The sequence below is a fragment of the Maribacter flavus genome, assembly GCF_008386635.1.
Lineage (GTDB): Bacteria > Bacteroidota > Bacteroidia > Flavobacteriales > Flavobacteriaceae > Maribacter > Maribacter flavus.
This window is the reverse complement of the sequence record NZ_VUOE01000004.1, coordinates 1-25,458: the sequence shown is the minus strand read 5'-3', so window position 1 is coordinate 25,458 and position 25,458 is coordinate 1. Positions and strand designations below refer to the sequence as shown.

Annotated in this window: 21 protein-coding genes and 1 pseudogene; 12 read left to right on the top strand and 10 right to left on the bottom strand. The window is 43.1% G+C overall.

Annotated features, from left to right (window positions below):
- Window positions 1-36 precede the first annotated feature (36 nt).
- The 4 genes from F0361_RS18020 (at window position 37) to F0361_RS18005 (ending at window position 8,459) form a co-directional block, all read left to right on the top strand.
- Window positions 37-1,098: a DUF3810 domain-containing protein gene (locus tag F0361_RS18020; protein ID WP_317131749.1), complete on the top strand. Its 1,062-nt coding sequence runs from the start codon at window positions 37-39 to the stop codon at window positions 1,096-1,098.
- A 213-nt stretch (window positions 1,099-1,311) separates the two neighbouring features.
- On the top strand, window positions 1,312-4,266 hold the full coding sequence (locus F0361_RS18015) for an amidohydrolase family protein (RefSeq protein ID WP_154920796.1): 2,955 nt from the start codon (window positions 1,312-1,314) through the stop codon (window positions 4,264-4,266).
- A gap of 176 nt (window positions 4,267-4,442) precedes the next feature.
- The gene (locus F0361_RS18010; protein ID WP_154920795.1) at window positions 4,443-5,735 is read left to right on the top strand and encodes an amidohydrolase family protein; all 1,293 of its coding nucleotides are present in this window, start codon (window positions 4,443-4,445) and stop codon (window positions 5,733-5,735) included.
- 327 nt (window positions 5,736-6,062) lie between these two features.
- Window positions 6,063-8,459, top strand: a complete 2,397-nt coding sequence (locus F0361_RS18005) for a penicillin acylase family protein (protein ID WP_154920794.1) — start codon at window positions 6,063-6,065, stop codon at window positions 8,457-8,459.
- Window positions 8,460-8,567: 108 nt separating this feature from the next.
- On the opposite strand, the gene F0361_RS18000 is transcribed toward F0361_RS18005, so the two are convergent.
- From F0361_RS18000 to F0361_RS17955, 10 genes are all read right to left on the bottom strand, one after another.
- Window positions 8,568-8,975, bottom strand: a complete 408-nt coding sequence (locus F0361_RS18000) for a hypothetical protein (protein ID WP_154920793.1) — start codon at window positions 8,973-8,975, stop codon at window positions 8,568-8,570.
- A gap of 124 nt (window positions 8,976-9,099) precedes the next feature.
- Complete coding sequence (locus tag F0361_RS17995; protein ID WP_154920792.1) at window positions 9,100-10,290, bottom strand: molybdopterin molybdotransferase MoeA; 1,191 nt, start codon at window positions 10,288-10,290, stop codon at window positions 9,100-9,102.
- A 403-nt stretch (window positions 10,291-10,693) separates the two neighbouring features.
- Window positions 10,694-11,470, bottom strand: coding sequence for a sulfite exporter TauE/SafE family protein (locus tag F0361_RS17990; protein ID WP_154920791.1), 777 nt, complete (start codon window positions 11,468-11,470; stop codon window positions 10,694-10,696).
- A complete protein-coding gene (locus tag F0361_RS17985; RefSeq protein WP_154920790.1) occupies window positions 11,454-12,524 on the bottom strand; it encodes a HesA/MoeB/ThiF family protein in 1,071 nt (356 codons plus the stop codon). Before F0361_RS17985 ends, F0361_RS17990 begins: the two co-directional genes overlap by 17 nt.
- Window positions 12,524-13,117: a molybdenum cofactor guanylyltransferase gene (gene mobA / locus F0361_RS17980; protein WP_154920789.1), complete on the bottom strand. Its 594-nt coding sequence runs from the start codon at window positions 13,115-13,117 to the stop codon at window positions 12,524-12,526. Before mobA ends, F0361_RS17985 begins: the two co-directional genes overlap by 1 nt.
- A complete protein-coding gene (gene moaC / locus F0361_RS17975; RefSeq protein WP_154920788.1) occupies window positions 13,101-13,574 on the bottom strand; it encodes a cyclic pyranopterin monophosphate synthase MoaC in 474 nt (157 codons plus the stop codon). The genes mobA and moaC overlap by 17 nt, the downstream gene beginning before the upstream one ends.
- Window positions 13,575-13,577: 3 nt before the next feature.
- Window positions 13,578-14,561, bottom strand: a complete 984-nt coding sequence (moaA, locus tag F0361_RS17970; RefSeq protein ID WP_154920787.1) for a GTP 3',8-cyclase MoaA — start codon at window positions 14,559-14,561, stop codon at window positions 13,578-13,580.
- Between the two features lie 69 nt (window positions 14,562-14,630).
- A complete protein-coding gene (locus tag F0361_RS17965; RefSeq protein WP_154920786.1) occupies window positions 14,631-15,047 on the bottom strand; it encodes a molybdenum cofactor biosynthesis protein MoaE in 417 nt (138 codons plus the stop codon).
- On the bottom strand, window positions 15,047-15,289 hold the full coding sequence (locus F0361_RS17960; protein WP_154920785.1) for a MoaD/ThiS family protein: 243 nt from the start codon (window positions 15,287-15,289) through the stop codon (window positions 15,047-15,049). Before F0361_RS17960 ends, F0361_RS17965 begins: the two co-directional genes overlap by 1 nt.
- 123 nt (window positions 15,290-15,412) lie before the next feature.
- Window positions 15,413-16,228, bottom strand: coding sequence for a DUF6503 family protein (locus tag F0361_RS17955; protein WP_154920784.1), 816 nt, complete (start codon window positions 16,226-16,228; stop codon window positions 15,413-15,415).
- 73 nt (window positions 16,229-16,301) lie between these two features.
- Here F0361_RS17955 and F0361_RS17950 point away from each other — a divergent pair, with 73 nt between their 5' ends.
- From F0361_RS17950 to F0361_RS17915, 8 genes and pseudogenes are all read left to right on the top strand, one after another.
- Entirely contained in the window at window positions 16,302-17,105 is an 804-nt protein-coding gene (locus tag F0361_RS17950) for a TrmH family RNA methyltransferase (protein ID WP_154920783.1), read from the top strand.
- Between the two features lie 37 nt (window positions 17,106-17,142).
- Window positions 17,143-18,375 (top strand): M48 family metallopeptidase, encoded by a 1,233-nt coding sequence (locus F0361_RS17945; RefSeq protein WP_154920782.1) that lies wholly within the window; start codon window positions 17,143-17,145, stop codon window positions 18,373-18,375.
- A gap of 44 nt (window positions 18,376-18,419) precedes the next feature.
- Window positions 18,420-20,624 (top strand): RelA/SpoT family protein, encoded by a 2,205-nt coding sequence (locus F0361_RS17940; RefSeq protein ID WP_154920781.1) that lies wholly within the window; start codon window positions 18,420-18,422, stop codon window positions 20,622-20,624.
- Window positions 20,625-20,812: 188 nt separating this feature from the next.
- A complete protein-coding gene (locus tag F0361_RS17935; protein WP_154920780.1) occupies window positions 20,813-21,268 on the top strand; it encodes a Fur family transcriptional regulator in 456 nt (151 codons plus the stop codon).
- A 19-nt stretch (window positions 21,269-21,287) separates the two neighbouring features.
- The gene (locus F0361_RS17930; RefSeq protein ID WP_154920779.1) at window positions 21,288-22,559 is read left to right on the top strand and encodes an adenylosuccinate synthase; all 1,272 of its coding nucleotides are present in this window, start codon (window positions 21,288-21,290) and stop codon (window positions 22,557-22,559) included.
- Window positions 22,560-22,666: 107 nt separating this feature from the next.
- Window positions 22,667-23,455, top strand: a complete 789-nt coding sequence (locus tag F0361_RS17925; RefSeq protein WP_154920778.1) for a 3-keto-disaccharide hydrolase — start codon at window positions 22,667-22,669, stop codon at window positions 23,453-23,455.
- A gap of 9 nt (window positions 23,456-23,464) precedes the next feature.
- Complete coding sequence (locus F0361_RS17920; RefSeq protein ID WP_154920777.1) at window positions 23,465-24,925, top strand: Gfo/Idh/MocA family protein; 1,461 nt, start codon at window positions 23,465-23,467, stop codon at window positions 24,923-24,925.
- A gap of 166 nt (window positions 24,926-25,091) precedes the next feature.
- Window positions 25,092-25,458, top strand: a pseudogene (locus tag F0361_RS17915) (PVC-type heme-binding CxxCH protein); the annotation flags it as partial.

The following is a 25,458-nucleotide window of genomic DNA, read 5'->3' as shown; positions in this document are numbered from 1 at the left end:
CCATAAAATCAAATCCCTATTTTTGAAATCATGAAGATGTCCTTAAAAACCGTAATCGCGGTTTCCTTGATTCCCCAAATTATCCTTGTAAAATGGTTGGGCCAAAACACAGATTTCATTGAATCCTATTACAGCATGGGGCTCTATCCCCATATATCCGGATTTTTCAGATGGCTCTTTGGTTGGATTCCTTTTTCCGTGGGCGACCTACTCTATTTCCTTCTAATATGTACAGCCATTTTTTACCTATACCGACGATGGACATTTATCAAAACACAAAAACTGAAGTTTCTAAGGAATGTAATAATGGTGCTCTCCATTGCCTACCTGACATTCCATCTGGCATGGGGATTTAATTATTATCGCAGACCGCTATCGGAGAAATTGGGTTTGACCGAAACCAAGGATTATCAAGAATTATTGGACTTTACGGAAAGGCTTATCCAAAAAACAAATTCCATACAAGAATATGTGGTTGGCGATACCCTTGAAAAAGTGAACATTCCCTATTCCCAAAATGAAATGTTTCAAATGAGCATTGAAGGTTATCAAGAGCTTGCCAAGGAATTCGGTTTTTTGGGATACGAACATCCAAGCGTGAAAACCTCACTTTTTAGCACCGGACTCACCTATATGGGCTACGCGGGTTACTTGAACCCATTTACCAATGAAGCCCAGGTAAACGGCATCTTGCCCAATTTTAGGTTTCCCATTGTCACCGGACACGAAATTGGCCATCAATTGGGCTATTCAGCCGAAAATGAGACCAATTTCATTGGATACTTGGTAACATCAAAAAACAAGGACCCCTATTTTCAATATGCAGCATATGCTTATGTCATGGGATATTGTCTCAGCGATGTACGGCGTGGAAATAGAGAAACTTTCGACCGAATGTTCCAAAAACTCCATCCAGGTGTCCGGGCCAATTTTGAGGAAATGGCCCTGTTTTGGGAACAATATGAAAACCCCTTGGAACCCGTATTCAAATCGATCTTCAATTCCTTTTTAAAGGCGAACAATCAAGAACAGGGTATTAGAAGTTACAACGGGGTGGTTTCCCTTGTGATAGCCTATCACAAAAAATATCCGCTTTAGAAGACCGGCAATTTTAAAATTAGCTTACCAAAACGAGTAAAACCTTTAGCAATTTGATACTATTTATATCAATTTGATATAAAATTTTCCAAATTTTAATAGCTGGGTTCAAAGTCACACAATTTGGCCGTTTTAAGTGTTAAAAAAAACTAAAATCATCGGATAGCAGGGATTAAACCTTAATTTTAAAAAGACTAATCAAACGAACTCAAAATGAAAAAACTTATTTTTTCACTATGCCTATTTTGGTGTGGTGCCCTCCTCTTTTCTCAGGATTACTTCCCTGAAAGTGAAGGCGTGAAAGCGAACAACAATAATTTTACGGCCTTTACGAACGCCAAGATTTTTGTGACCCCTACTGAAGTCATTCAAAAAGGAACGCTGCTCATCCAAAACGGCAAAGTGGTCAATGTTGGCGCATCCGTAACACTACCACAAAATACAATCGTGGTGGATTTAAACGGAAAATCGATATACCCTTCCTTTATAGATATTTATTCCAAGTTTGGGATAGAACAACCAAAACGGAGCAGTGGTGGAAGACGTTCCCCGCAATTTGAGCCCACTCGGGAAGGGTTTTACTGGAACGACCATATCATGCCCGAAAACGATGCCATTGGCAGTTTCAAGTATGACGAAAAAGAAGCGAAGGAATTGATTGAAGCGGGTTTTGGTGCGGTGAATTCGCATACCCACGATGGAATCGCTCGGGGTACGGGTGTACTCATCGCCCTGAACAATGCGGGTACAGATGCCAACAGGGTACTGGATGATAGATCCGCCCAATATTTTTCGTTGGAAAAGAGTGTTACCAAACAACAGTCCTACCCCACCTCCCTAATGGGTGCGCTAGCCTTGTTGCGCCAGATGTATAGTGACGCAAATTGGTATGCAAACGGAAATGCATCCACAACGGATCGATCCTTGGAGGCATTAATAAAAAACAAGGGACTGGTCCAAATCTTTGAGGCCAAGGATAAGGGCAACGACCTACGTGCCGATAAAATTGGGGACGCCTATGGTATTCAATATACCATTCTAGGCGGTGGAAATGAGTTTGAGCGCATTGATGAAATAAAGGCCACCAACGCCAAGTTCATAATCCCCTTGAATTTTCCGGATGCCTATGATGTTTCCGACCCTTATCAGGCAGGGTATGTATCCTTGGAGGATATGCGCTACTGGAACCAGGCCCCCACCAATCCGAAAGTGCTGGCCGAAAATGGGGTCACTTTTTCCCTGACACCCTACGAACTAAAATCCATGTCAAAATTCAAGGATAACCTGATGAAGGCTATAGAATATGGCCTACCCAAAACTAAGGCCCTAGAGGCGCTAACTACGGTTCCTGCCGAAATATTGGGAAAATCAAATGTACTTGGAACCCTAAAAAAAGGGGCGCATGCAAACTTCCTGATTACATCGGGAGATATTTTTGACAAGTCCACGACCCTTTATGAAAACTGGGTACAAGGGAATAAAAATAGCATCAACAATAAGGACATCACGGACATACGGGGTGACTATACCCTGACTACCGAAGGTAAAACCTATGATATTTCCATAACTGGCGAACTCGCAAAGCCCAAAATGGAGGTAAAGCTGGATACCGTAAAACTGGATTCAAAAATATCCTATGAAAATGATTGGCTGACCTTTTCTTTTTCCGCCGATAAAGGTGCCAAAACCTACCGGATGATAGGAGCGGTGCTTCCGGATACCGACAATCTTTCCGGCAGGTTGATATTGCCGGACGGAACGGAAACCTCCTTTATGGCCAACAAAAAATCAGGTTTTGAGGAAAAATCCAAAGATGACAGCGATGCTTCCGATGCTCCCAAGGTAATGCCGGTTACCTTTCCAAATGTGGGCTACGGCTATACCTCCAAACCCAAGCAGGAAAATTTGTTGTTCAAAAATGCCACGGTCTGGACCAGTGAGGAAGCGGGAATTTTGGAAAATACGGACGTGTTGGTCAAAAATGGAAAAATCGCTAAAATAGGCACCAATTTGGGAGCCAGCGGCGCCAAGGTCATCGATGCCACAGGCAAACACCTAACTGCCGGAATCATTGACGAACACAGCCATATTGCGGCACTTGCCGTCAATGAAGCAGGTCATAATAGCTCGGCAGAAGTGAAAATGGAAGATGTTGTAGATCCTGAACATATGGGAATTTACCATAGTCTGGCGGGTGGGGTTACTTCGATTCAGTTATTGCACGGTTCCGCAAACCCTATTGGGGGTCGTTCGGCCATCCTAAAATTAAAATGGGGTGAGGAAGCGGATGGTCTTATCTACGATAACTCCCCCAAGTTTATAAAATTTGCCTTGGGCGAAAACGTAAAACAGTCCAATTGGGATAGCTACTCCCGTTTCCCGCAGACGAGAATGGGCGTGGAGCAGGTGTTCATGAACTATTTTCAACGTGCCAAAGAGTACGACGAAAAGAAAAAAAGCGGACAGACTTATCGTTATGATGAAGAAATGGAAGTATTGGCAGAAATTATCAATGGTGAACGGTTTATTTCATGCCATTCCTATGTACAGAGCGAAATTAATATGATGATGAAAGTTGCGGAGCACTTTGGGTTTAGGGTCAATACCTTCACACATATCTTGGAAGGATATAAGGTAGCCGATAAAATGGCCGAGCACGGTGTTGGGGCAGGAAGCTTTAGCGATTGGTGGGCCTACAAATACGAAGTAAAGGATGCCATTCCCTATAATGCCGCCATCATGCATTCACAAGGTGTCACGGTCGCCATAAATAGTGACGATCGCGAAATGATGAGGCGTTTGAATCAGGAAGCGGCTAAAACCATCAAATACGGAGGTATGACGGAACTCGAAGCTTGGAAAATGGTTACCATCAACCCGGCGAAGCTCCTTCATCTGGATGATCGTGTGGGTAGTATCAAGGAAGGAAAGGATGCTGACCTTGTTTTATGGTCCGGCAATCCATTATCAGTGTATACGAAAGCCGAAAAAACCATCATTGAAGGTACCACTTACTTTGATTTGCAAAAGGACAAAGCCCAGCGGGAAGCCATAAAAAAAGAACGCAACGAGTTGGTAAAAATGATGTTGGAGGAGAAAGCCGGAGGCAAAAAGACCCAAGGTCCAAAACAAAGTGTAAAACAAACGTTCACTTGTGAAACGCTTTAAAATTCTAAAATCGAAAATACCTAATAAGATGAAACGAGCATTAAAAAATTTTAAAAATTTCTTCATAAATGGGAATGTTTAAAATTTTTAATGAGAGAACGAGTACAGCGAGTGGTTGCACACGTTCTTAATTTTATAATTTATTTATTATCAACTAATTACTAAAATTTAAACGTGTGAAAAATATATTAACACTACTACTGGCAATTGCAACGTATTTGCCAGTATCGGCGCAACAGACACCTGCCGCTAAGCAGACAGAAGCTATTACCATAGAGGGAGCTACGGCCCATTTGGGAAATGGCGAGGTCATTGAAAGTTCATTGATCATGTTCGAAGATGGCAAACTCACCTTTGTGGGGGATTCCAAAATGAAGATTGCCCGTAAAGGCAACATCATAGATGCCTCAGGAAAACATGTCTATCCTGGATTCATTGCCCCGGCAAAAACCTTGGGGCTCATCGAAATCAATTCCGTTCGCGCTACGGACGACCAAGACGAGATTGGGGAACTAATTCCCCACGTGCGGAGTCTCATCGCCTACAATGCGGAATCCCAGGTGGTGGAAAGCATGCGGCCCAATGGTGTTCTGCTTGGACAAATAGCGCCATCTGGCGGAAGAATTTCCGGTACCTCCTCTATAGTGCAGTTCGATGCTTGGAATTGGGAGGACGCAGCCATCAAGGTAGATGATGGCGTACATTTAAACTGGCCAAGAAGTTTCCGCCAGGGACGTTGGTGGATGGGCGAGGAAAGAGGATACCAACCCAATAAGGACTATAGCAAAGATGTTGAAACGGTAGTTACGTTCCTCAAAAATTCCGTGGCCTATGGCAAAGGAAAACCTACGGAGATGAACCCCGCCTTTGCGGCAATGCAGGGTGTTCTGGATGGAACTCAAAAAATGTATGTATATGCCGATGGGGAAAAGGAAATCATCGATGCCGTAAACACACTAAAAACCAACGGAGTCAAGGAAGTTGTATTGGTAGGAGGATATGAAGCCTACAAAATAACCGACTTCCTTAAAAAGAACAATATTCCCGTTTTGGTTCAGTTTACCCACAATCTTCCCGTTTTTGATGACGACGATTATGACCTTCCTTACAAACTTCCCAAACTCTTGGTGGACAGCGGCCTGCTGGTTGGTCTACAAAACAACGAAGCGTCCAATTTCCAAACTAGGAACTTGCCTTTCTATGCTGGCCAAGTAGGGCAACAGGGATTGGATAAGGAAAAGGCCTTACAGCTCATAACCGGGAATTCCGCAAAGATATTAGGGATTGATGATAGTTACGGCACCTTGGAAGTAGGTAAAAGTGCCACTCTTTTTATTTCGGAAGGAGATGCCTTGGACATGAGCACCAATCAATTGACCCATGCGTTTATTGATGGCAGGAATATTTCCCTTGAAACTCACCAAACCGAATTGTGGAAACGATACATGGGCAAATATGAGGGGGAATAAATCGTTTCCAAAAAGATAAAACTGTACATTTAAGTCGGTAGGTATCGACTGAATTGGCATTGAACCAAACAATAACAAAGAGGCCGTCTAAAAAGTCGCGACTCTATTTATGTGTCACATCGAGCGCAGTCGAGATGTTTCTGTCGACCTTTCTACTGCGCTCAAGGGGACAGAAACTATAATCAATCTAATCACAGATTAGGAATCTGATTATAAAAGTGTACATTTAAGTCGGTAGGTATCGACTTTATAGTTAGCGAATTAAGAATCAACAAAAGCTCGGTCTGCTATCGGGCTTTTTTGTTTGTGTAAATAACATCTTTCCGTATGAAAAAAATATTCTTCCTAGGTCTATTGGTTTTGTTTTCCTGTAAGAAAAACAAAACATCGGAAAATGCTTTGGAATTGGCCGGTCTTAAAGAACCCGTAGAGATAGTGAGGGACCAATGGGGCATCAACCATATTTACGCCAATAACCAACATGATCTTTTCTTCGCCCAAGGGTACGCTGCGGCAGCGGACCGACTTTTCCAATTCGAAATATGGCGTAGACAGGCAACGGGTACCGTGGCGGAAATTCTTGGGGAACGTGAATTGAAGCGGGATATTGGCACCCGACTCTTCCAGTTTCGAGGAGATATGGAAACCGAAATGAACCACTATCACGAAGATGGGGTGGAAATCATAACCGCTTATACGGATGGAGTGAATGCCTATATTGACAAAGTGTTGCAAAATCCTGATAGCCTTCCCATAGAATTCAAGATATTGGACATACTTCCCCAAAAATGGACGCCAGAGGTGGTGATATCCAGACATCAAGGCTTGTTGGGAAATATCAATGATGAGTTACAAATTGGTAGGGCGGTCGCAAAAATGGGACCGCAAATGACTAAGAAATTATTTTGGTTACACCCCAAAGATCCTGACTTGACCATTGACAAAAAAATTAACAAGGAACTTCTGTCCCAGGATATTTTGGAGCTTTACAATGCCTATAGAAAATCGGTAAAGTTCGCCCCGGAGGATATCCAACCCGAATACAGAGGCCAAGAAGTGGCCAACCTTCTTATCGAAAATCAGGAAAAAAACAGGGATTCCCTGTCTATTGGGAGTAATAATTGGGTAGTTAACGGTAGCCGCACCAAGGATGGCAACACCTTTATGGCCAATGACCCCCACAGAACCATTGCGGTACCTTCCCTGCGCTATATGGCCCACTTGGTCGCTCCGGGTTGGAATGTTATTGGCGGAGGGGAACCCGAAATCCCGGGTATATCAATCGGACATAATGAATATGGAGCTTGGGGATTGACTGTTTTTGAAACCGATGGTGAAGACCTTTATGTGTATGAACTCAATCCTGAAAATCAGAATCAGTATAAATACCAAGGAGCATGGGTGGATATGAAAACCATTCAGGAAACCATTAAGATAAAAGGGCAAAAAGACACCATTGTCAATCTACACTACACCCAACATGGACCTGTAACCCTGATCGATACAGAAAACAACGTTGCCTATGCCGTTCGTTGTGCCTGGTTGGAGCCTGGAGGCTCCCCGTACTTGGCATCCCTACGAATGGACCAGGCCAAAAATTGGGAAGAATTTCGGGAAGCCTGCAACTACAGCCATATTCCCGGGGAAAATATGGTCTGGGCGGACAAAGAAGGGAATATTGGCTGGCAAGCTGTAGGCATTGCCCCTATCCGAAGAAATTTTAGCGGTTTGGTCCCGGTTCCCGGGGATGGAACCTATGAGTGGGATGGCTATCTCCCCATTATTGAAAAACCGAACGACCATAATCCCGACAAAGGCTTTATTGCCACCGCCAACCAAAATGTAACCCCACCCGATTATGAACATTGGGATGCCATTGGCTTTTCATGGTCGGATCCTTACAGGGGCAACAGGATCGAAGAGGTTTTAAGTAGTAAATCGGACTTTACCATGGAGGATTTTAAAGCCTTACAAACCGATTATGTTTCCCTTCCGGCAAAGGAACTTGTTCCCTTGCTAAATAAAATTACGTTGGACGGTACCTACCAAGAGGCCAAAACGAAATTGGAGGATTGGAATTTTACATTGAACCCGAATTCCATTCCCGCGGCCATCTATGTAACTTGGGAGGATTCGTTGGCAGAAATGATGGAAGATTTGGTCATTCCCAAAGAAGCAAAACATATTGTGACCTCCTTGCAACTTAAAACAATCATTGACTTTGTTTCACATCCTAAAATAGTTTTTGGGAGCGATACAGAGGGAAATAGAAACGAGTTGTTAAAAAAGTCCTTTCAACAAGCCATCGATAACCTGGAAAACAGATTGGGTCCAGATATGGAAAAATGGCAGTACGGTCAGGCAAAAAACAAACACGTATATATAGAGCATGCCTTGGGGAAAGTTGTCAACAAAGCAATGCGTGACACCCTTTTCAATCTAGGCCCTTTGCCTAGGGGCGGCAGTGGTACGACACCGGGATCAACAGGCGGTAATCTCAACCAGTCGAGCGGTGCCTCCTTCCGGATGATCGTAAATACCGGGGATTGGGATACTGCACAAGCTACCAATGGCCCGGGGCAATCCGGCAATCCTGAAAGTCCTTTTTATAGCAATCTGTTTGAACCTTGGGCCAAGGACCAGTATTTTCCTGTCTATTACACTAAGCAAAAGGTTGATTCCATAGCGGTTGAGCGTAAGAGGTTTCTACCCTTTGATAATTAGTCAGAAACGTTCACAAATTATTTAATGTCGTATTTGCGCAACTTTCAATGAGGTAGGGGAAAATTCGCCTGAAAGAAAATAACTTTTTTTAAAAATAAATGGTTTCCATTATCTAGTTGCCCATCTTGTACCTAAATACGCCATTGGCAAATAGGCTCCAACCAAATCCAAAATAGTAAACCATACTGGCCCGTTCAACATTGTGATATTAATTATCCCTCCAATCAAAAAGAAAACCCCAATTATCAAACCTATGGATAAAGGACGTGCTGCTGCGATTTTGGCGGCTACAAATGCACCGACCAAAGTTCCTAATGCGTGAGCGAGAAAAGGAAATATAAAGTGTTTTGGTTGAAACAAGTGTATTGTCGCTTTCAATCCTTCCATGGTTGTAATATCTCCTCCCTCCGGCGGCGGTATTATAGAACCGCTAATCATGACAATACCCATATTTACGATGCTTCCTACTAAAACTCCGGTAATTACTGCTAATATATTTTTAATAATGGGGTTCATTTTTACTTTTATTTAGATATGAATGATAATCGTTTACTTTATAGCAAAACCAAGATAGCATTTTATGTTCATTCCAATAATAAGAGATTAAATAGTAATCTTTTGCAAAAAGCAATTACAAAGTTTACCTTGTGGAAATAAAAGATACCAGCTCACCTTTTGTATATTTTAAATCTCTTGGTTCTAGGCAAATAAAGCCATCGGCACGGGACAAACTCGTTAAATCACCCGAGCCATTCTCCACCACCGGTGTAACCTGGAGGCAGCTGTCCAGCCAATGCGTACGTACCTGAATAAACCGGGTCAAGGGAGGTTTAATATCAAGTTCAACAGTCATTTGAGCATATTGATTTTCTATTTTGATTCCCCAGGAACGAAACAGCCACGGCAAAAAATATAAATGATAATTGGCAAAGGTCGATACCGGATTCCCGGGGAAGGAGAATATAACGGTATTGAATTCCTTATGGACACCGAACCAAAAGGGCTTTCCAGGGCGCTGCGCCACCCGGTGAAATAGCTGCTCCACACCTAGAGTTTCCATCACTTCCGGTATAAAGTCGAACTTACCTTTTGATACGCCACCACTCAACAACAGGACATCATTTTCACGCAAGGCGGATGAAAGACCATCTTCAATACTTTTTTTTTCGTCCAAAAGATGCAAGGAACTTCCCTCGATTCGCAAATCGGATAGGGCCGATACCATGGTAAAACTATTCGATTTTCTAATCTGATGGGGTTCCGGTAGTACATCAACATCCACCAATTCATTCCCTGTAGCGATGCTGCATACGCGTGGGACCTTTTTCACCAAGACATTCGATTTTCCCACTGAGGCCATCACCCCAATTTCGGCAGGGGTTATTTTGGTTCCTTTCGACAATATTTGGGTTCCCTTGCTTTCGTCGCTCCCTTCATAGTGAATATTCTGACCCTTGGTAACCGTTTCATTGATGGTTACACGATTATTCTCAATGGTTAGATGCTCGTACATTATGACCGTGTCCGTGTGCTTGGGCAATACGGCACCCGTCATGACTTCGATACAGGCCGTTTCATCTTGAAGGGTACATTGTGCCATACCAGCACTGGCAATGTTTTCAATACGCAGTGTTTCAACTTTGCCTATAACAGCATCAAATTGGATAGCAATTCCATCCTTGGTTACGCGGTCGAAAGGAGGGAAATTCCTGTCAGCATAAATGGGTTCGTCTAAATACCGACCCATACTATCCATCAACGGTACGTGTTCACTCCCTAAATTCAGGGGATGTTCCAATACCTTTTGCAATGCTTCCTTAAATGTAATCACTGTTGTTTATTTTTGGCTTTTGGTTGTTGGTTGTTGGTTGTTGGTTGTTGGTTGTTGGTTGTTGGTTGTTGGTTGTTGGTTGTTGGCTAATGAAATAATTTTTACCTCTTAACTCTGCATTCTTCGCTGTTAGCCTTTAGCCTTTAGCCTTTAGCCTTTAGCCTTTAGCCTTTAGCCTTTAGCCTTTAGCAAAAAAAATCATTTTTCATTTCAATTTTTCACTTTTCGTTGTTCGTTGGTGGTTGTTCGTTGGTGGTTGTTCGCTTTTAGTTCAAGTGGTATTTCACTATTTCACTATCCAACTATTTCACTAAAATTCAAGGTTCAGATTTGAGGTTTAACTTCATTCTAAAATCTATATTCTTACTTCTAAATTTCCATTTTTCACTTTTCACTTTTCATTTTAAAGGACACCGAATCCATTTACCAAAAGCACCCTAATTCCCACAATCAGGACCAATAGTGCCGTTACCCGTTTGATACCATTCGCGGAAAGTCGCTTCAAACTGATACGAATTCCCAACTGACCTCCCAATAGCACGGCAATTCCAAGACATAGGGTTTCCAACCAAGGGAGGAACAAGGAATCACTTGTTACCAATCCCATGAGTCCCGATACCGAATTGACCAAAATAAAGAAACTGGCCAAGGCCGCTATTTTAATGGCCTTGTCCCAACGTAAATGGTTTAAGATCGGTGCCAGGAATATACCCCCGCCAATTCCTACCAAACCCGATAGAAAACCTATTCCGGCCCCTAAAAAATAGCTCAGGTAACCCGGATATTTTTTGGTCTCCGGTACCGACTTTGCCCAATTAAAGGTTTGTAATGCCAAAAAGGTTGCCGAAAGAATCAAGGAGATACCCAGAATAATAAAGAATATATTTTCCTTTAAGCGGAACGACGCTCCAAGAAAGGCCAAAGGAATACTAGTAATTATAAAAGGGAGAAAATCCTTCAACTTGGCGTGTCCGTTCTTAAAATAAAGATAGGTGCTCCCAGAAACCACCACCAGATTACAAATAAGAGCAATAGATCGTATGGCAAAAAAACTCCCTAGAAAAAGCGTTAAAAGGGCCAAGTAGCTGGAACCACCTCCAAATCCCACGGAAGAGTATAAGGTTGCCACCACAAAAAAACCGCAACATAAGAGTGCGAATTGCTCAATAGGTAGTTGCATAGGAGTTCAATTGGTTCATACCTCCGGCCACGTTGATATATTTTCCTTCAGGAGACAATTCCTGCAACATTAAAACAGCCTTCCTACTACGTATACCCGACTGACAAATAACATACACCGGTTTTTCAATGGCCACCTCCTCTGCTCTTTTTTCCAATTCGTTTAAAGGTATATTTTTAGCACCGTCAATATGCTTCCTTTGGAATTCCCGCTCCGTCCTAACATCCAAAAGCAACACTTTTTTATCCGTTATAAGGTTTTGGATTCCAACTGCCTCAACGGACTCCAATACTACTTCGCAATCAAGATTATAAGAATCCTGGACCCCGTTTATTTTTAGATTGTCAGGATTTAGTCCGAATTTCATGCGCTGCATACGTTGCGACAGCGCATCATAGAGTAACAAAACCCCTGCTAGTACACCGTCCAATCCACAGACAATCTTTACAACTTCCAAGGCCTGCAAATTACCAATAATCCCGGGAAGAATTCCCAAGATACCATGTTCGTTGCAATTGGGAACCTCATCGGCTTTCGGCATATTTGGAAACAAACATCGATATGTAGGTCCGTTCTCGTAGTTAAAAACACTTACCTGTCCCTCAAAACCGTGCAAAGCTCCATATACAAAAGGCTTTTTTTGAAGTAAGCAAACGTCGTTTATTAGATATCGGGTAGGGAAATTATCGGTAGCATCAACTACCACATCATAATTTTCAATAATTTTTTCGGCATTATCCGGTGCCAAAAAGGTTTTATAGATATGGATTGAAGTGGTTGTATTCTGTGCCGATAATAGTTCTTTTGCCATTTCCACTTTTGACTTACCTATCATGGCCTCCGTGTAGAGTACTTGTCTGTGTAAATTGGACTTGGAAACCAGATCGGCATCCACTATTCCCAAGGTGCCCACTCCCATGGCATTCAGATAGGTCATTACGGGCACGCCTAGGCCTCCGGCTCCTACCACAAGAATCCTGGCCTTTGCCAAAGCCGCTTGCCCCCTTTCCCCGAAACCGGGCAAAATGGTCTGTCTATGGTACCTACCTTCCATTAGGCTTCCAGTTTTTGTACCGCTTCCTTATACTCCTCTTGGGAGTTGGCATTCAACAACACTTCCGGTCTTTTAGGAAATACGAGCAGTACATCATTATTGATCAAAAACTTTCGGGGACAGGTACCATTGCCCGCTTCCAAATAGGCAATCGAAGTTCGTAAGGCTTCCGGCTCCCAAATGGCGCACAAAGGTTCGGGTAGCGGATTTTCCCTTTGTGCAAAGGCCGTGGCAATTTTTTTTGAATCCCTATGGTGTATCAATTCCTTTAGGGATTCCTTGTCTATCAAAGGAAGGTCACATGCCAAAACCAACCATGCAACACCTGGGTATTCCTTATGTGCCGATAACAATCCATTGTAGGGACCTCGAAATTCGTCTTTATCCAAAATGGTATTGAGCGTGGGCGGAATGTCTGCTTGCTGATCGTGCCGAACACTCATAAAGGTTTTGTCGCAAACATCCTCCAAAAGGCGAAATAAATGTTCCCTTTGTGGCACGCCGTGATAGGAAATCAATCCTTTGTCCTGACCCATCCGGGTGCTTTTCCCTCCGGAAAGCACCAATCCATAAATCTTATCGTTCGTAGTCATTTTTTCCTCCTGATTTTCTTTCTAACTGTATCGTATAAATCACAATATCCTGGGACAATGCCTTGCACATATCATATAAGGTCAAGGCGGCCACGGAAACGCCGGTAAGTGCCTCCATCTCCACCCCTGTTTTTCCATCGCACTTTACGGTACAGGTGATCAGAAATTGATTATCGCCTGGAACGATATCCACATCTATTTTTGTCAGGTTGATCTGATGGCACAACGGAATCAATTCCGATGTTTTCTTGACACCCTGTATCCCCGCAATGACTGCAGTCTGGACAATGCTTCCCTTTTTTCCCAAAAAGTCCTGCTGCTGCAATTCTTTAAAAACTTCCGTAGGAAATAGAACCCTACCGGAAGCAATGGCGACCCTTGAACTATTCTGTTTTTCCGAAACATCCACCATTTCGGCATTTCCGGATGCATTGATATGTGATAATTTTTTCTCCATGGCCTACCCTCCAATCGATGTCATGGAATTGGAAAAGACATCCCGATATTTTTCTTGGGCCTCGAAACCGGTTTTTGCCCTACTGCCAACAGCTATCAAAATTTGTTCTTCCACTTTGGATTTCGCATTTTCACTCCTCATAATGTCCCTTAGGTTTGCGCTGGGTTTTGCATACAAACAGGTAATAACATCGCCCGTGGCCGAAACCCTAAGTCGGTTACAGGTACCGCAGAAAGTCCTGCTAAACGAAGGTATCACCCCAAAAGTTCCCATATGACCGGGTATCTTATAATTTATGGAAGTGGAAGTGCTTGGTGATTCCAGTTTGTAGAAATCGGGATGTGCTTCCCTAATGTGCTCCAAGATTTTTTTATAATCCCAAGCAATTTTTTGGAAGGTTTTTGAACCACCGTTAAAGGGCATTTCCTCCAAAAACCGAACCGATACCGGATAGTGCTTCGCCAGCTCCAAAATGGGCAGAATGTCCTGGGTATTTTGTCCGTCAAGGGCGATAAAATTTATACGCACATTGAATCCTTCACTGATCAAACGAATCAGGTTGTTATGGACCGTATCGTATTGGTCCCTGCGAGTGATTCTCTCAAAAGTTGCTTTATTGATGGCATCTAGGCTCACATTGATATTTTTGATGCCCAAGGATTTTAGCTCATCGATATACGGCCCTATCAAGGTTGCGTTCGTGGTTGCCGAAATATCCTTCAAACCATCCAACTTTGCCAAGTATCTTAGCAATTCCATCAAATCCTTTCGTACAAAGGGTTCGCCCCCGGTTATCCTGATTTTATCGATTCCCTGACCTACCAAAATACCGCTTAGGGTTTTCAATTCTTCAATGGTGAGCAGTTTATCGTTTTTGGCAAAATTGATGCCTTCCGCGGGCATGCAATAGTTACACCTTAGATTACAACGGTCCGTAACCGCCAATCTTAGGTAATTTATTGTTCTATTATGATTGTCTATCAACATATTCTTTCAATATACGCTTTAGCGTTGCCAATGCAAAATAGCCGCCAGTGGGTTGGTTTCTCTTCCTTTTCATGGGTGGGCAGAAACCCAGACCGATTTATTTTTGAACAGTTCCTTTTTCCAAATGGGTACCGTTTCCTTCAAGGTGTCTATTAAGAACCGACATGCTTCAAAGCATTCCGACCTGTGTGCCGATGAGGCTCCCACAATGACCACCGCATCTTGGACCTCCTTCTTGCCGACCGCATGTTTTATGACCACTTTGTTCAACTTCCATTTTTCCAAGGCGGTATCCGCCAATTTGTCCATCTCTTTCAAAGCCATGGTCTCATAGGTCTCAAACTCTAGGGCCATCACTTGCTCGTTATTGGTAAACTCCCTGACTGAACCTACAAAGACGCAGATGCCACCACTGCTTGGATGGGATAATTCCTGATACACTTTGTTGGTATCCAGATCTTGTACTATTTCTATGATCTTATTCATTAGCCTCCACTTACGGGCGGAATTATCGCCACCTCATCATTTGCTTTAAGCTGAACATCATCGGATGCATATTCGCTGTTCACGGCAATTGCCAAGGAGGTCAACTTTGAAAATTCGGGATATCTTTTTTTTAAGGCTTGTTTTAGCTCCGCCACCGAATTAGGGGAGTCTTCCCCAAAAAACATATCCAGTTGGGATGTACCAACAATATCCTTTGCAATTCCAAAAAAAAGTAAATCCATTTGACCCAATTTGTGCAATGGGCATGCCCATTTTACCTGAACCTCTAAATTACTTATTATTCTGGAAGAACCTAACGAATCAAAGACCTATTTAACCTTTCATTAAGTTTGAAAAATACAAAATCAATCTTGGGATTTTCCTTCGACAAAAACCCCGGCTTCGGGCTTTGCATAATATTCATTGGGCTTGGATTCCTTACTTAATTCCACATTTTCAAACTGCACGGTATTTCGTATTTCGCCCATCTCCCTGCCTTCATAGGCAACCCAAGAAATCGATTTAGGCAAAACAAGGTCGCCCACTTTCTGCCAGTCATCATACCGAATCCATTTTATAGTATCCGAATCCTCACCCGTTCTATAGGTCACCGTATAGCCCAACCAAGCCATTTGAAAAGTCTCCGGGTCGTAATGAAGGTAATACTCGTCCTTGGGTGACGTACCTACACCTGAATCATAGGTGACGCTTATCCCGGGAAAGGATTTGCCATCCACTAGTAAATCCGCCGTATCCCCATAGTTTATACCTTCATCGCCCAAAACAAAGGGCATTGCATAAAAATAGAACATAAGGTTGTGGTAAAATACGGGATCTCCTTGATAGTTTCTTTCCGGGTCAGCCAGCCAAACCCTGGTACCATCGAATCCCATTTGAACAGTACCCATGGTAACCAAATCCATTCTTTTAGGTAGATCCACAACATGGATTTCATTGGTTTTTTCTTTCCCTATTTCATAGGAAAGCGTTTTGTATTCCTTCCATGCCCCGTACGTCCCATGGGCATCAAATATGCGCCTTTGCGCTTCCGGATACCTGCTTACTACGTTACTTGTCTCGGTAGTTTTACCTATGGTTTCATTGGTATTCTTCTCTTTGGCAGCCTCTTTACAGCCCATCAGCAAAAGAAGCATACAGATTGGTAATAACTGTTTTATCATTTTTCAGGAATTAGTTTTTAAGTTGGTCGGTCATACCATGTTTAGTTAACAGATTAAATTATTTTTGTTGCCAATGAAGGACATAAAACACATTAGCAGCCTACAAAACCCTCTGATAAAAAAGGCCCTTTTACTAAAGGAAAAATCCAGGGAACGCAAGAAATCCGGACTTTTCGTTCTGGAAGGAAGAAAGGAAATTGAACTCGCAATCCATGGAAACTATACCATTGACACCTTATTGTTCTGTACGGAACTAATCTCAAAAGAGGATATGGATGCATTCATAGAAAATGCGAATACCGCTTTGATTTCGGTTAGTCCCGATGTTTATGGAAAATTGGCGCATAGAAATACGACGGAAGGCGTTATCGCCATAGCCGAAGCCAAGAACCACAACATGGAAGGGGTTTCGTTTCAAACCAAAAACCCCTTGATCCTTGTAGCCGAGGCCCCAGAAAAACCAGGGAATATTGGGGCTCTCTTAAGAACGGCCGACGCCGCAAACCTGGATGCCGTCTTTATCGCTAATCCTAAAACGGATCTTTACAATCCGAATATCATTCGGTCAAGTGTAGGATGTGTTTTTTCAAGAAAGATTTTTATGGCTGATACTTCCTCGATTATTTCTATTTTAAAGGAAAATGGCATTGCCCTATATTGTGCCGCACTTTCCGCTTCCAAACCTTACACGGGGATTGACTACAAAGGGCCCACAGCCATTGTTGTAGGTACGGAGCATAGCGGACTCAGTGATGAATGGCTTTCAAATTCCACTCAAAACATTATCATTCCCATGGAAGGCGCCATCGATTCCATGAATGTTTCGGTATCCGCGGCAATACTTATCTTTGAGGCGAAACGTCAGCGATTGGAATAACAAAACCGAAATTCGTTCGTTAATCTCAAAAGTCTTTATGGACCACACCGTTGTTTTTTATTGTATTCTGGGAATTCTCTTAGGGGAATTTGTCCTTACCACAATATTAAACTACCTCAATGCCAAGAAATTTAGGGATCCCATACCGGCGGATGTACATGATGTCTACAATCCGGAAGAGTACAAAAAATCACAGGAATATAAATTGGCCAATTACAGGTTTGGCATCGTAACCTCAGTTTTTTCACTCGTATTGATCGTAGGCTTTTTGGTTTTTGGAGGTTTCGGTTTTGTGGATACCATCGTTAGGGATCTTACCAACAATCAAATCCTACAGGCCCTGCTGTTCTTTGGATTCATTATGATCGGCAGTGATTTTCTGGCTACGCCCCTATATTATTACCAAACTTTCGTGATCGAGGAGAAGTTCGGTTTTAACAAAACAACGGTGAAAACCTTTCTTTTGGACAAGCTTAAAAGTTGGTTAATGACAATTGTCATTGGCGGCATTCTTTTATCCCTGGTCATTTGGTTTTTTCAGTTCGCCGGCAAAGGCTTTTGGCTTTACACCTGGGCATTGATCGCGGTCTTTACCCTATTCATGAATTTGTTTTACAGCAAATTGATCGTTCCATTGTTCAACAAACAGGAACCCCTGGAGACCGGTTCGTTAAAGGAAAAAATAGAGGCATATGCTAGCAAGGTGGGCTTCGAGCTTAAAAATATTTTCGTGATCAATGGATCAAAAAGGTCGACCAAGGCGAACGCCTATTTTTCCGGGTTTGGAAAGGAAAAAAGGGTAACACTCTACGACACCCTCATCAATGATTTGGAAGAGGACGAGATTGTGGCCGTTTTGGCACATGAAATTGGGCATTACAAAAAGAACCACATCATCTTTAATTTGATAACATCGGTTTTACTTACGGGCTTTATGCTCTTTATCCTTTCATTATTCATAAACAACCCTAGTATTTCCTTGGCCGTTGGGGTTGACCGACCCAGTTTTCACGCGGCGCTTATCGGTTTTGGAATCCTGTACAGCCCTATATCTGAACTTACCGGTCTTTTGATGAATTATTTTTCTCGGAAATTCGAATATCAGGCGGACGATTTTGCAAAAAACACCTTCGCCGCACCTCCCTTGATAACGTCCCTAAAGAAACTTTCAAAAAATAGCTTGAGCAACCTTACCCCCCATCCTACCTATGTTTTTGTCCACTATTCACATCCTCCCTTGGTAGAAAGAATCCGAAATTTAAAGGCATAATTTTTGTTGTCTAACAGCTAGGATTGTGCTAATTTTAATCAAGTATGACACAGGCTGCATTAGAACAAGAGAACAAATTAATCGCACAGGAGTACAAGGAACTTCTTCGTATCAGTTACCAAACCTTAACGGATGACGATAAGAAACTAATACGGAGCGCCTTTGAAGTTGCGGTAGATGCGCATAAAGAGCAGCGGAGAAAATCCGGGGAAGCTTATGTGTTTCACCCCATTGCCGTGGCCAAAATCGTTGCTTCGGAAATTGGTTTGGATGCGGTAAGTATTGCCTCAGCCCTGTTGCACGACGTTGTGGAGGACACACCGTACACACTGGACGATATTGACAGGATGTTCGGGGAAACGGTGGCACGTATTGTGGACGGACTTACAAAAATATCCCATCTTAAAAAGGATATGAATATCTCCCAACAAGCGGAGAATTTTAGAAAAATGTTATTGACCTTGAACGACGACGTTAGGGTCATCATCATAAAGATCGCCGATCGCTACCATAACATGCTCACCATGGATTCCATGCCGGAGCATAAACAGGTGAAGATAGCTTCCGAAACCTTGTACATCTATGCCCCTTTGGCGCATAGAATTGGGCTTTACAACATCAAAACGGAACTGGAGGACCTGAGTCTAAAGTATACGGAACCTGAGGTTTATTATGATATCAAAAGTAAAATAGAGGAAAGCAAAGAGGAGCAACAAGCGTACATAAATGCCTTTTCTGATATCATAGACAATTCCCTGAAACAGGAAGGGCTCAATTATTACATCAAAGGCCGTATGAAATCCATTTTCTCCATGCGGCGTAAAATGAAGACCCAAAATGTAGGTTTTGATGAAATCTATGACAAGTTCGCCATCCGTATCATTTATAAATCCGATGCCAAGAACGAAAAGTTTTTGGCCTGGAAGATATACTCCATCGTAACCGATCATTTTACACCCAACCCGGTTCGCTTGCGGGATTGGATATCCTCTCCAAAATCAACAGGTTATGAAGCTTTGCACATCACCGTGATGGGGCCTAAAGGAAAATGGGTAGAAGTACAGATACGAAGCGAGCGCATGCACGAGATTGCCGAAAAAGGGTATGCCGCACATTTCAAGTACAAGCACGGCGACCAAAAGGAACAGGGAATCGAGGTCTGGCTGAACAAACTTCAGGAGGCCTTGGAAAATTCCAATTCAAACGCGGTCGATTTTGTGGAGGAGTTCAAACTGAACCTTTACTCCAAAGAAATCTTTGTATTTACCCCAAAAGGCGAATTAAAATCGCTCCCAAAAGGAGCGACACCGCTGGACTTTTCTTTCAACATCCACACAGAAGTGGGCATGCGCACCCGTGGTGCCAAAGTCAATGGTAAATTGGTACCGCTAAATACGACGCTGCATAGTGGAGACCAAGTAGAAATCATTACATCGGAACAAGCGAAACCCAACCAGAACTGGTTGGATTACGCCACCACTGCGAGGGCCAGGGCAAAGATCAAATCGGTTTTACGGGAAGAGAAAAAATCAGTTGCGGAGGAAGGAAAGGAGATACTCCGAAGAAAATTAAAGTCGCAAAAAATTACCTTGAACGAGGATTCCATCAATAAGATGGTGACTTTTTTCAAGCTGAAGACGAGTTTGGACCTGTTCTACAGGGTGGGTATCGGTTCCATAGACAATAAAATGATTCGTGATTTTGCATCTTCCTACAGCAATGCCTTTATCAGTTTCTTCAAAAACAGGATTAGAAGGACGCCGGCACCGGAGGATATCGACAAGGAGGAGATCACCTCCAAATACGATCTTTTGGTCTTTGGCAAGGAAGAGGAAAAATTGGATTACAAGCTGTCACAATGCTGCAACCCCATTCCCGGTGACGACGTTTTTGGGTTTGTGAGCGTATCCGAAGGCATCAAAGTGCATAAAAAGAATTGCCCCAATGCCATTTCCTTACAGTCGAATTATGCCTACCGCATCATCAGCGCGAAATGGGTAGATTCCACGCAGGAAGAATTCAAGGCCGATATTCAGCTAACCGGCATCGACAATCTTGGACTGGTCAGTGAGATTACCGAAGTAATATCGGACAACATGCACGTAAACATGCGCAACCTCAACTTTAGCACAGACGGCGGCACCTTCACCGGAAGAATTACCGTAGTCGTAAAAAACAAGGGTATCCTGAACAAGCTTACCGAGAACCTCCAGCAAATAAATGGTATAGATAAAGTAACCAGACTATAGTGTTTTACAGTCATTCTAAATTTGGAATTTGACACCCTATTTTGCATAGTCGGAAAAGAGCATTTTAGCCCATTGGATTTCGATTTTGACCGCTTACAAGGGCATGGATAACATTTGATAAATTCTTGAACAGGCCCTTAGAAAGGAATAAAAATTTAACTGTACCTTTGTACATTAACACAATTTGTATGGCTTCCGAGAAGAATCAGGAAATAGTGAAAAACGTCTTTACCACTTTTTTGGAGGAAAACGGACATAGAAAAACGCCTGAACGCTACGCGATCCTTCAAGAAATTTATGATAGCGATGATCATTTTGACATTGAATCGCTCTATATAAAAATGAAGAACAAAAACTATCGTGTTAGTAGGGCCACTTTATACAATACCATCGAGCTTTTATTGGACTGTAAATTGGTGCGCAAACACCAATTTGGAAAAAACCAGGCACAATACGAAAAGTCCTATTTTGACCGGCAGCACGATCACGTAATACTAACGGATACGGGCGAAGTCATGGAGTTTTGCGATCCCCGGATCCAGTCCATCAAAAAAACGATAGAGGAAGTATTCGACATCAAGATAAATACACATTCGCTCTATTTTTACGGAGTAAAAAATAATTCAGAAAACACAAATAACTAACCAAGCAAGTTTAATTTAAATGGCAGTAGATTTATTGTTGGGCCTACAATGGGGGGACGAAGGAAAAGGAAAAATCGTTGATGTACTCACAAAAAATTATGACATAATCGCCCGATTTCAAGGAGGTCCCAATGCCGGACACACCTTGGAATTCGACGGTATCAAGCACGTTCTACATACCATCCCTTCCGGAATTTTCCATGAAAATGCCATAAATGTGGTTGGAAACGGCGTCGTCATTGACCCTGTCATCTTTAAAAAGGAATTGGACAACCTAAAAAAGTTCAACCTGGACATAAGGACCATCCTGTTGATTTCCAGAAAGGCCCATTTAATATTACCTACGCACCGCTTGTTGGACGCCGCGTCCGAAGCGGCCAAAGGCAAGGCCAAAATTGGCTCTACCTTGAAGGGAATCGGTCCTACGTATATGGACAAAACGGGCAGGAACGGTATGCGCGTTGGCGATTTGGAACTGGACGATTGGAAGGAAAAATACCGTAGCTTGGCCAACAAACACGAGGCCATGATCAATTTCTACGATGTGGACATTCAATATGACCTGGCAGAGTTGGAAGCAGAATTTTTTATGGCGGTCAAGGAACTTAAGGAACTGACCTTCATTGATAGTGAGGAATATCTGTACCAAGCTCAAATAGCGGGTAAAAAAATATTGGCCGAAGGCGCTCAAGGGTCCTTGCTGGACATTGACTTTGGAACCTATCCCTTTGTAACTTCTTCCAACACCACGGCGGCAGGAGCCTGTACAGGATTGGGAATAGCGCCAAACCAAATCCAGGAGGTAAAGGGAATTTTCAAGGCCTATACCACAAGGGTAGGCAGTGGCCCCTTCCCAACGGAACTGTTCGATGAAGTTGGTGAAACCATGGGACGGGTCGGTAATGAATTTGGGGCAACTACGGGAAGGCCTAGAAGGTGTGGATGGTTGGATTTGGTGGCCCTTAAATATGCCGTTCGAATTAACGGTGTTACGGAGTTGATGATGATGAAGGGGGATGTCCTTAGCGGATTCGAAAAACTAAAGGTATGCACCGCCTACAATTACAAAGGAAAAAAAATCGAGCATCTTCCATTCAATATTGAAGCCGAAAACGTGAAGCCTATTTACACTGAAATGGACGGTTGGGCAGAGGATTTAACCAAAATGGAAACAGAAGAGCAATTCCCTAAAGCATTAAAAGAATACATCTCATTTTTGGAAAAAGAATTGGAAGTACCAATTAAGATCGTTTCAGTGGGACCGGACAGGACCCAAACGATACATAGGTAAGAACATAGAATTCATAAATTTTAGGATAGCGATATTGACAAAAGTCAGTATCGCTATCCTTTTTTTATTAAATTACCAATCAAACCAAATAACTTACAAAACCAAAAATGACTAAGCTCAAGTTTCTCCCACTGCTTTTTATTTTAATCATCTCCTGTAAAACCGATAAAAAAGATGACAGCCCCAAGGAAACCGTTGAAAAGGAAACATCGGACGAATGGATTGTACTGTTCGATGGTGAAAGTACCGAAGGATGGCGGGCCTATAACGGGGAGGAACTCCCACCAGGCTGGATCGCGAAGGATGGCGCACTCACTTTTGATACGGAATTGGGATTGGAACAGGATTACACTGGGGGAAAGGATATAATTTATGGTGCGGAAGAGTTCGAAAATTTTGAACTGTATCTAGAATGGAAGTTACCGGAAGGCGGTAATAGCGGAATTTTTTACCACCTAAAGGAAGGCTATGGCGGTCCCCCGGAAGTTGCTCCGGAATATCAATTGATCGATGATGAAAACTACGCCAAAATCCACGACCTTACCGAATACAACAAGAGCCTGGGCTACACGGAAAAACCGGAAGAACTAAAGCCGCTACAACAAACAGCTTCGGACTATGCCATGCACGCCGCAGATGCTAGCAAAAAAATACTGCATCCGGTAGGGGAATGGAACGCTACCAAAATTGTCTTCACCCCGGAAAAAGTGGAGCACTGGCTGAACGGCCAAATGGTATTGTCCTTCGTTCCATGGTCCGAAGATTGGTACGAACGCAAGAATTCGGACAAATGGAAAAATAGCAAGGACTACGGAAAATACAAAACGGGATATATCGGTCTTCAAGACCATTCCAGTCCGATCTGGTTTCGAAATATCAAAATCAAAAAATTATAGACCAACAAAATGAAAAAAAGGGAATTTTTAAAAAAATCGGCTATACTGGCCTCCTCCACGGCTATCATGCCATCAATTTTAATCGCCTGCAAGGAAGAACAAAAAGAGGTGGTAAAAACTCCATTAACCCGACTCAGAACCGCGCATATAGGTGTCGGCAATATGGGAGGAGAGGATTTGAGGGATATTTCCTCGCACCCCAAAGTGGATGTTACCGCGCTCTGCGATGTGGATGCCAACAATCTGGAAGCAGCCAAAAAACTGCATCCCAATGCAAAGACCTATACGGATTATAGGGTCATGCTGGAAGAAATTGGTGATGAGATAGATGCCGTAATCGTAAGTACGCCAGACCATACCCATGCACCCGCATCCATGATGGCCATGAACATGGATAAGGCCGTATATTGCCAAAAACCCTTGACCCATTATGTTTCCGAAGCCAGGGCGATGAATAAATTGGCAGCCGAAAAAGGCCTTGTCACTCAAATGGGAATACAGGTACATACCTTTTACGATTATAAACTGGCTACGCTTTTGATACAGTCGGGCATCATTGGAAAGGTTCATACGGTACATGCCTGGTCGCCCAAAAACTGGGGATATGACGGACCGGAACCCGAAGGTTCTGACCCGGTACCCGAAAGGCTCAACTGGAACCTTTGGCTGGGAACATCGGCAGAAAGGCCTTATAAGGAAGGAGTCTATCACCCCGGAAACTGGAGAAAGTTGGTAGACTATGGGTGTGGAACCTTGGGCGATATGGGTGTTCACATTTTTGATACCCCATATAACGCACTGGAATTGGGCGTTCCCAGAACCATCAGAAATGAATGTAGGGAACCGAACGGTTTTGGGTTTCCTGAAAAAAATATCGTTACCTACGAATTCCCCGGCACCAAACATACGGCGGAATCCTTAAAATGGATATGGTATGACGGACCTGGAGCACCGGAAATGCACGAGGACCTAAAACTACCGAATAGCGTTGCGAATACGGGAGAAAGTTCCAATGCGAACCAAGAAGAATCCGAAGAAAATAAAATTTCCTTGGATGCCGGAATTGCCGAAGCGGGACAACTCCCTGAGCAGGGGGCTATGTTCGTTGGCGATAAGGGCCGACTCCTATTGCCGCACTTCATGCAGCTTCCACAAAAAATAGTAGATGGGGAATATGTGGATATTTCCGAGGAAATTGCGCAAGTGGAGCAAGCGAACAACATGGGGAAACCCATTAGGGATTATGCTTCGGAGGGGCCAAAACATTACCACCAATTCGTGGATGCCTGTTTGGGCGATGCGGAATGTAGCGCTCCATTTTCCTATGCCTCAAGGCTTACGGAAACCATACTATTGGGCGTGATTGCCGGAAGGTTTCCCAACCAAACCCTACATTGGGATGCCCAAAACGCAAAATTCGCGGAAGAGGAGGCCAATCAATATTTGGCAGGGGATTACCGGGATTTTTAATTCATCCAGTGCCGACCTTGAAACAAGACTAAAAATTAAAAAACTGGACCTGATAGGTTTTAAAAACCTGTCAGGTCTATTTGTTTCTAGACGCAACTGTTAGTTGTTGTTCTTTTTGAGGTAGTTCAACATAATGACTATATTTAATTGCACTTATATTCAACGAATGAAACGCCAGTTTACCTACCCGTTAGTTTTTTTATTGATTTTCCTTGCCGCCTGTAAAAACCAGAAAGAGCCTTTAGTCGAAATAAATCCTAAAAGCAGTATCGTTCTTATTGGCAACAACCTAGGTTCCAGAATGCTGAATTACGGTTTTTTTGAGACCGAAATGCAATTGAGGTTCCCAAAGGACTCCCTGCGGATACGGAACATGTGCGATGGTGGAAACACCCCCGGGTTCAGGCCAAATTCGTCCAGAAACAATCCATGGGCGTTTCCTGGCGCGGAGAAATTCCAAACGGAACTGGCCCAAAATTCCGGCAGCGAAGGATTTTTCCCCTCTCCGGATGAATGGTTGACACAATTGGAGG

Excerpts from the sequence above, each read along its gene's own strand:
- F0361_RS18020 (WP_317131749.1), top strand. The coding sequence starts at position 37 with ATGTCCTTAAAAACCGTAATCGCGGTTTCCTTGATTCCCCAAATTATC.
- F0361_RS18015 (WP_154920796.1), top strand. The coding sequence starts at position 1,312 with ATGAAAAAACTTATTTTTTCACTATGCCTATTTTGGTGTGGTGCCCTC.
- F0361_RS18005 (WP_154920794.1), top strand. The coding sequence starts at position 6,063 with ATGAAAAAAATATTCTTCCTAGGTCTATTGGTTTTGTTTTCCTGTAAG.
- F0361_RS18000 (WP_154920793.1), bottom strand. The coding sequence starts at position 8,975 with ATGAACCCCATTATTAAAAATATATTAGCAGTAATTACCGGAGTTTTA.
- F0361_RS17990 (WP_154920791.1), bottom strand. The coding sequence starts at position 11,470 with ATGCAACTACCTATTGAGCAATTCGCACTCTTATGTTGCGGTTTTTTT.
- F0361_RS17985 (WP_154920790.1), bottom strand. The coding sequence starts at position 12,524 with ATGGAAGGTAGGTACCATAGACAGACCATTTTGCCCGGTTTCGGGGAA.
- mobA (WP_154920789.1), bottom strand. The coding sequence starts at position 13,117 with ATGACTACGAACGATAAGATTTATGGATTGGTGCTTTCCGGAGGGAAA.
- moaC (WP_154920788.1), bottom strand. The coding sequence starts at position 13,574 with ATGGAGAAAAAATTATCACATATCAATGCATCCGGAAATGCCGAAATG.
- moaA (WP_154920787.1), bottom strand. The coding sequence starts at position 14,561 with ATGTTGATAGACAATCATAATAGAACAATAAATTACCTAAGATTGGCG.
- F0361_RS17965 (WP_154920786.1), bottom strand. The coding sequence starts at position 15,047 with ATGAATAAGATCATAGAAATAGTACAAGATCTGGATACCAACAAAGTG.
- F0361_RS17960 (WP_154920785.1), bottom strand. The coding sequence starts at position 15,289 with ATGGATTTACTTTTTTTTGGAATTGCAAAGGATATTGTTGGTACATCC.
- F0361_RS17955 (WP_154920784.1), bottom strand. The coding sequence starts at position 16,228 with ATGATAAAACAGTTATTACCAATCTGTATGCTTCTTTTGCTGATGGGC.
- F0361_RS17950 (WP_154920783.1), top strand. The coding sequence starts at position 16,302 with ATGAAGGACATAAAACACATTAGCAGCCTACAAAACCCTCTGATAAAA.
- F0361_RS17945 (WP_154920782.1), top strand. The coding sequence starts at position 17,143 with ATGGACCACACCGTTGTTTTTTATTGTATTCTGGGAATTCTCTTAGGG.
- F0361_RS17940 (WP_154920781.1), top strand. The coding sequence starts at position 18,420 with ATGACACAGGCTGCATTAGAACAAGAGAACAAATTAATCGCACAGGAG.
- F0361_RS17935 (WP_154920780.1), top strand. The coding sequence starts at position 20,813 with ATGGCTTCCGAGAAGAATCAGGAAATAGTGAAAAACGTCTTTACCACT.
- F0361_RS17930 (WP_154920779.1), top strand. The coding sequence starts at position 21,288 with ATGGCAGTAGATTTATTGTTGGGCCTACAATGGGGGGACGAAGGAAAA.
- F0361_RS17925 (WP_154920778.1), top strand. The coding sequence starts at position 22,667 with ATGACTAAGCTCAAGTTTCTCCCACTGCTTTTTATTTTAATCATCTCC.
- F0361_RS17920 (WP_154920777.1), top strand. The coding sequence starts at position 23,465 with ATGAAAAAAAGGGAATTTTTAAAAAAATCGGCTATACTGGCCTCCTCC.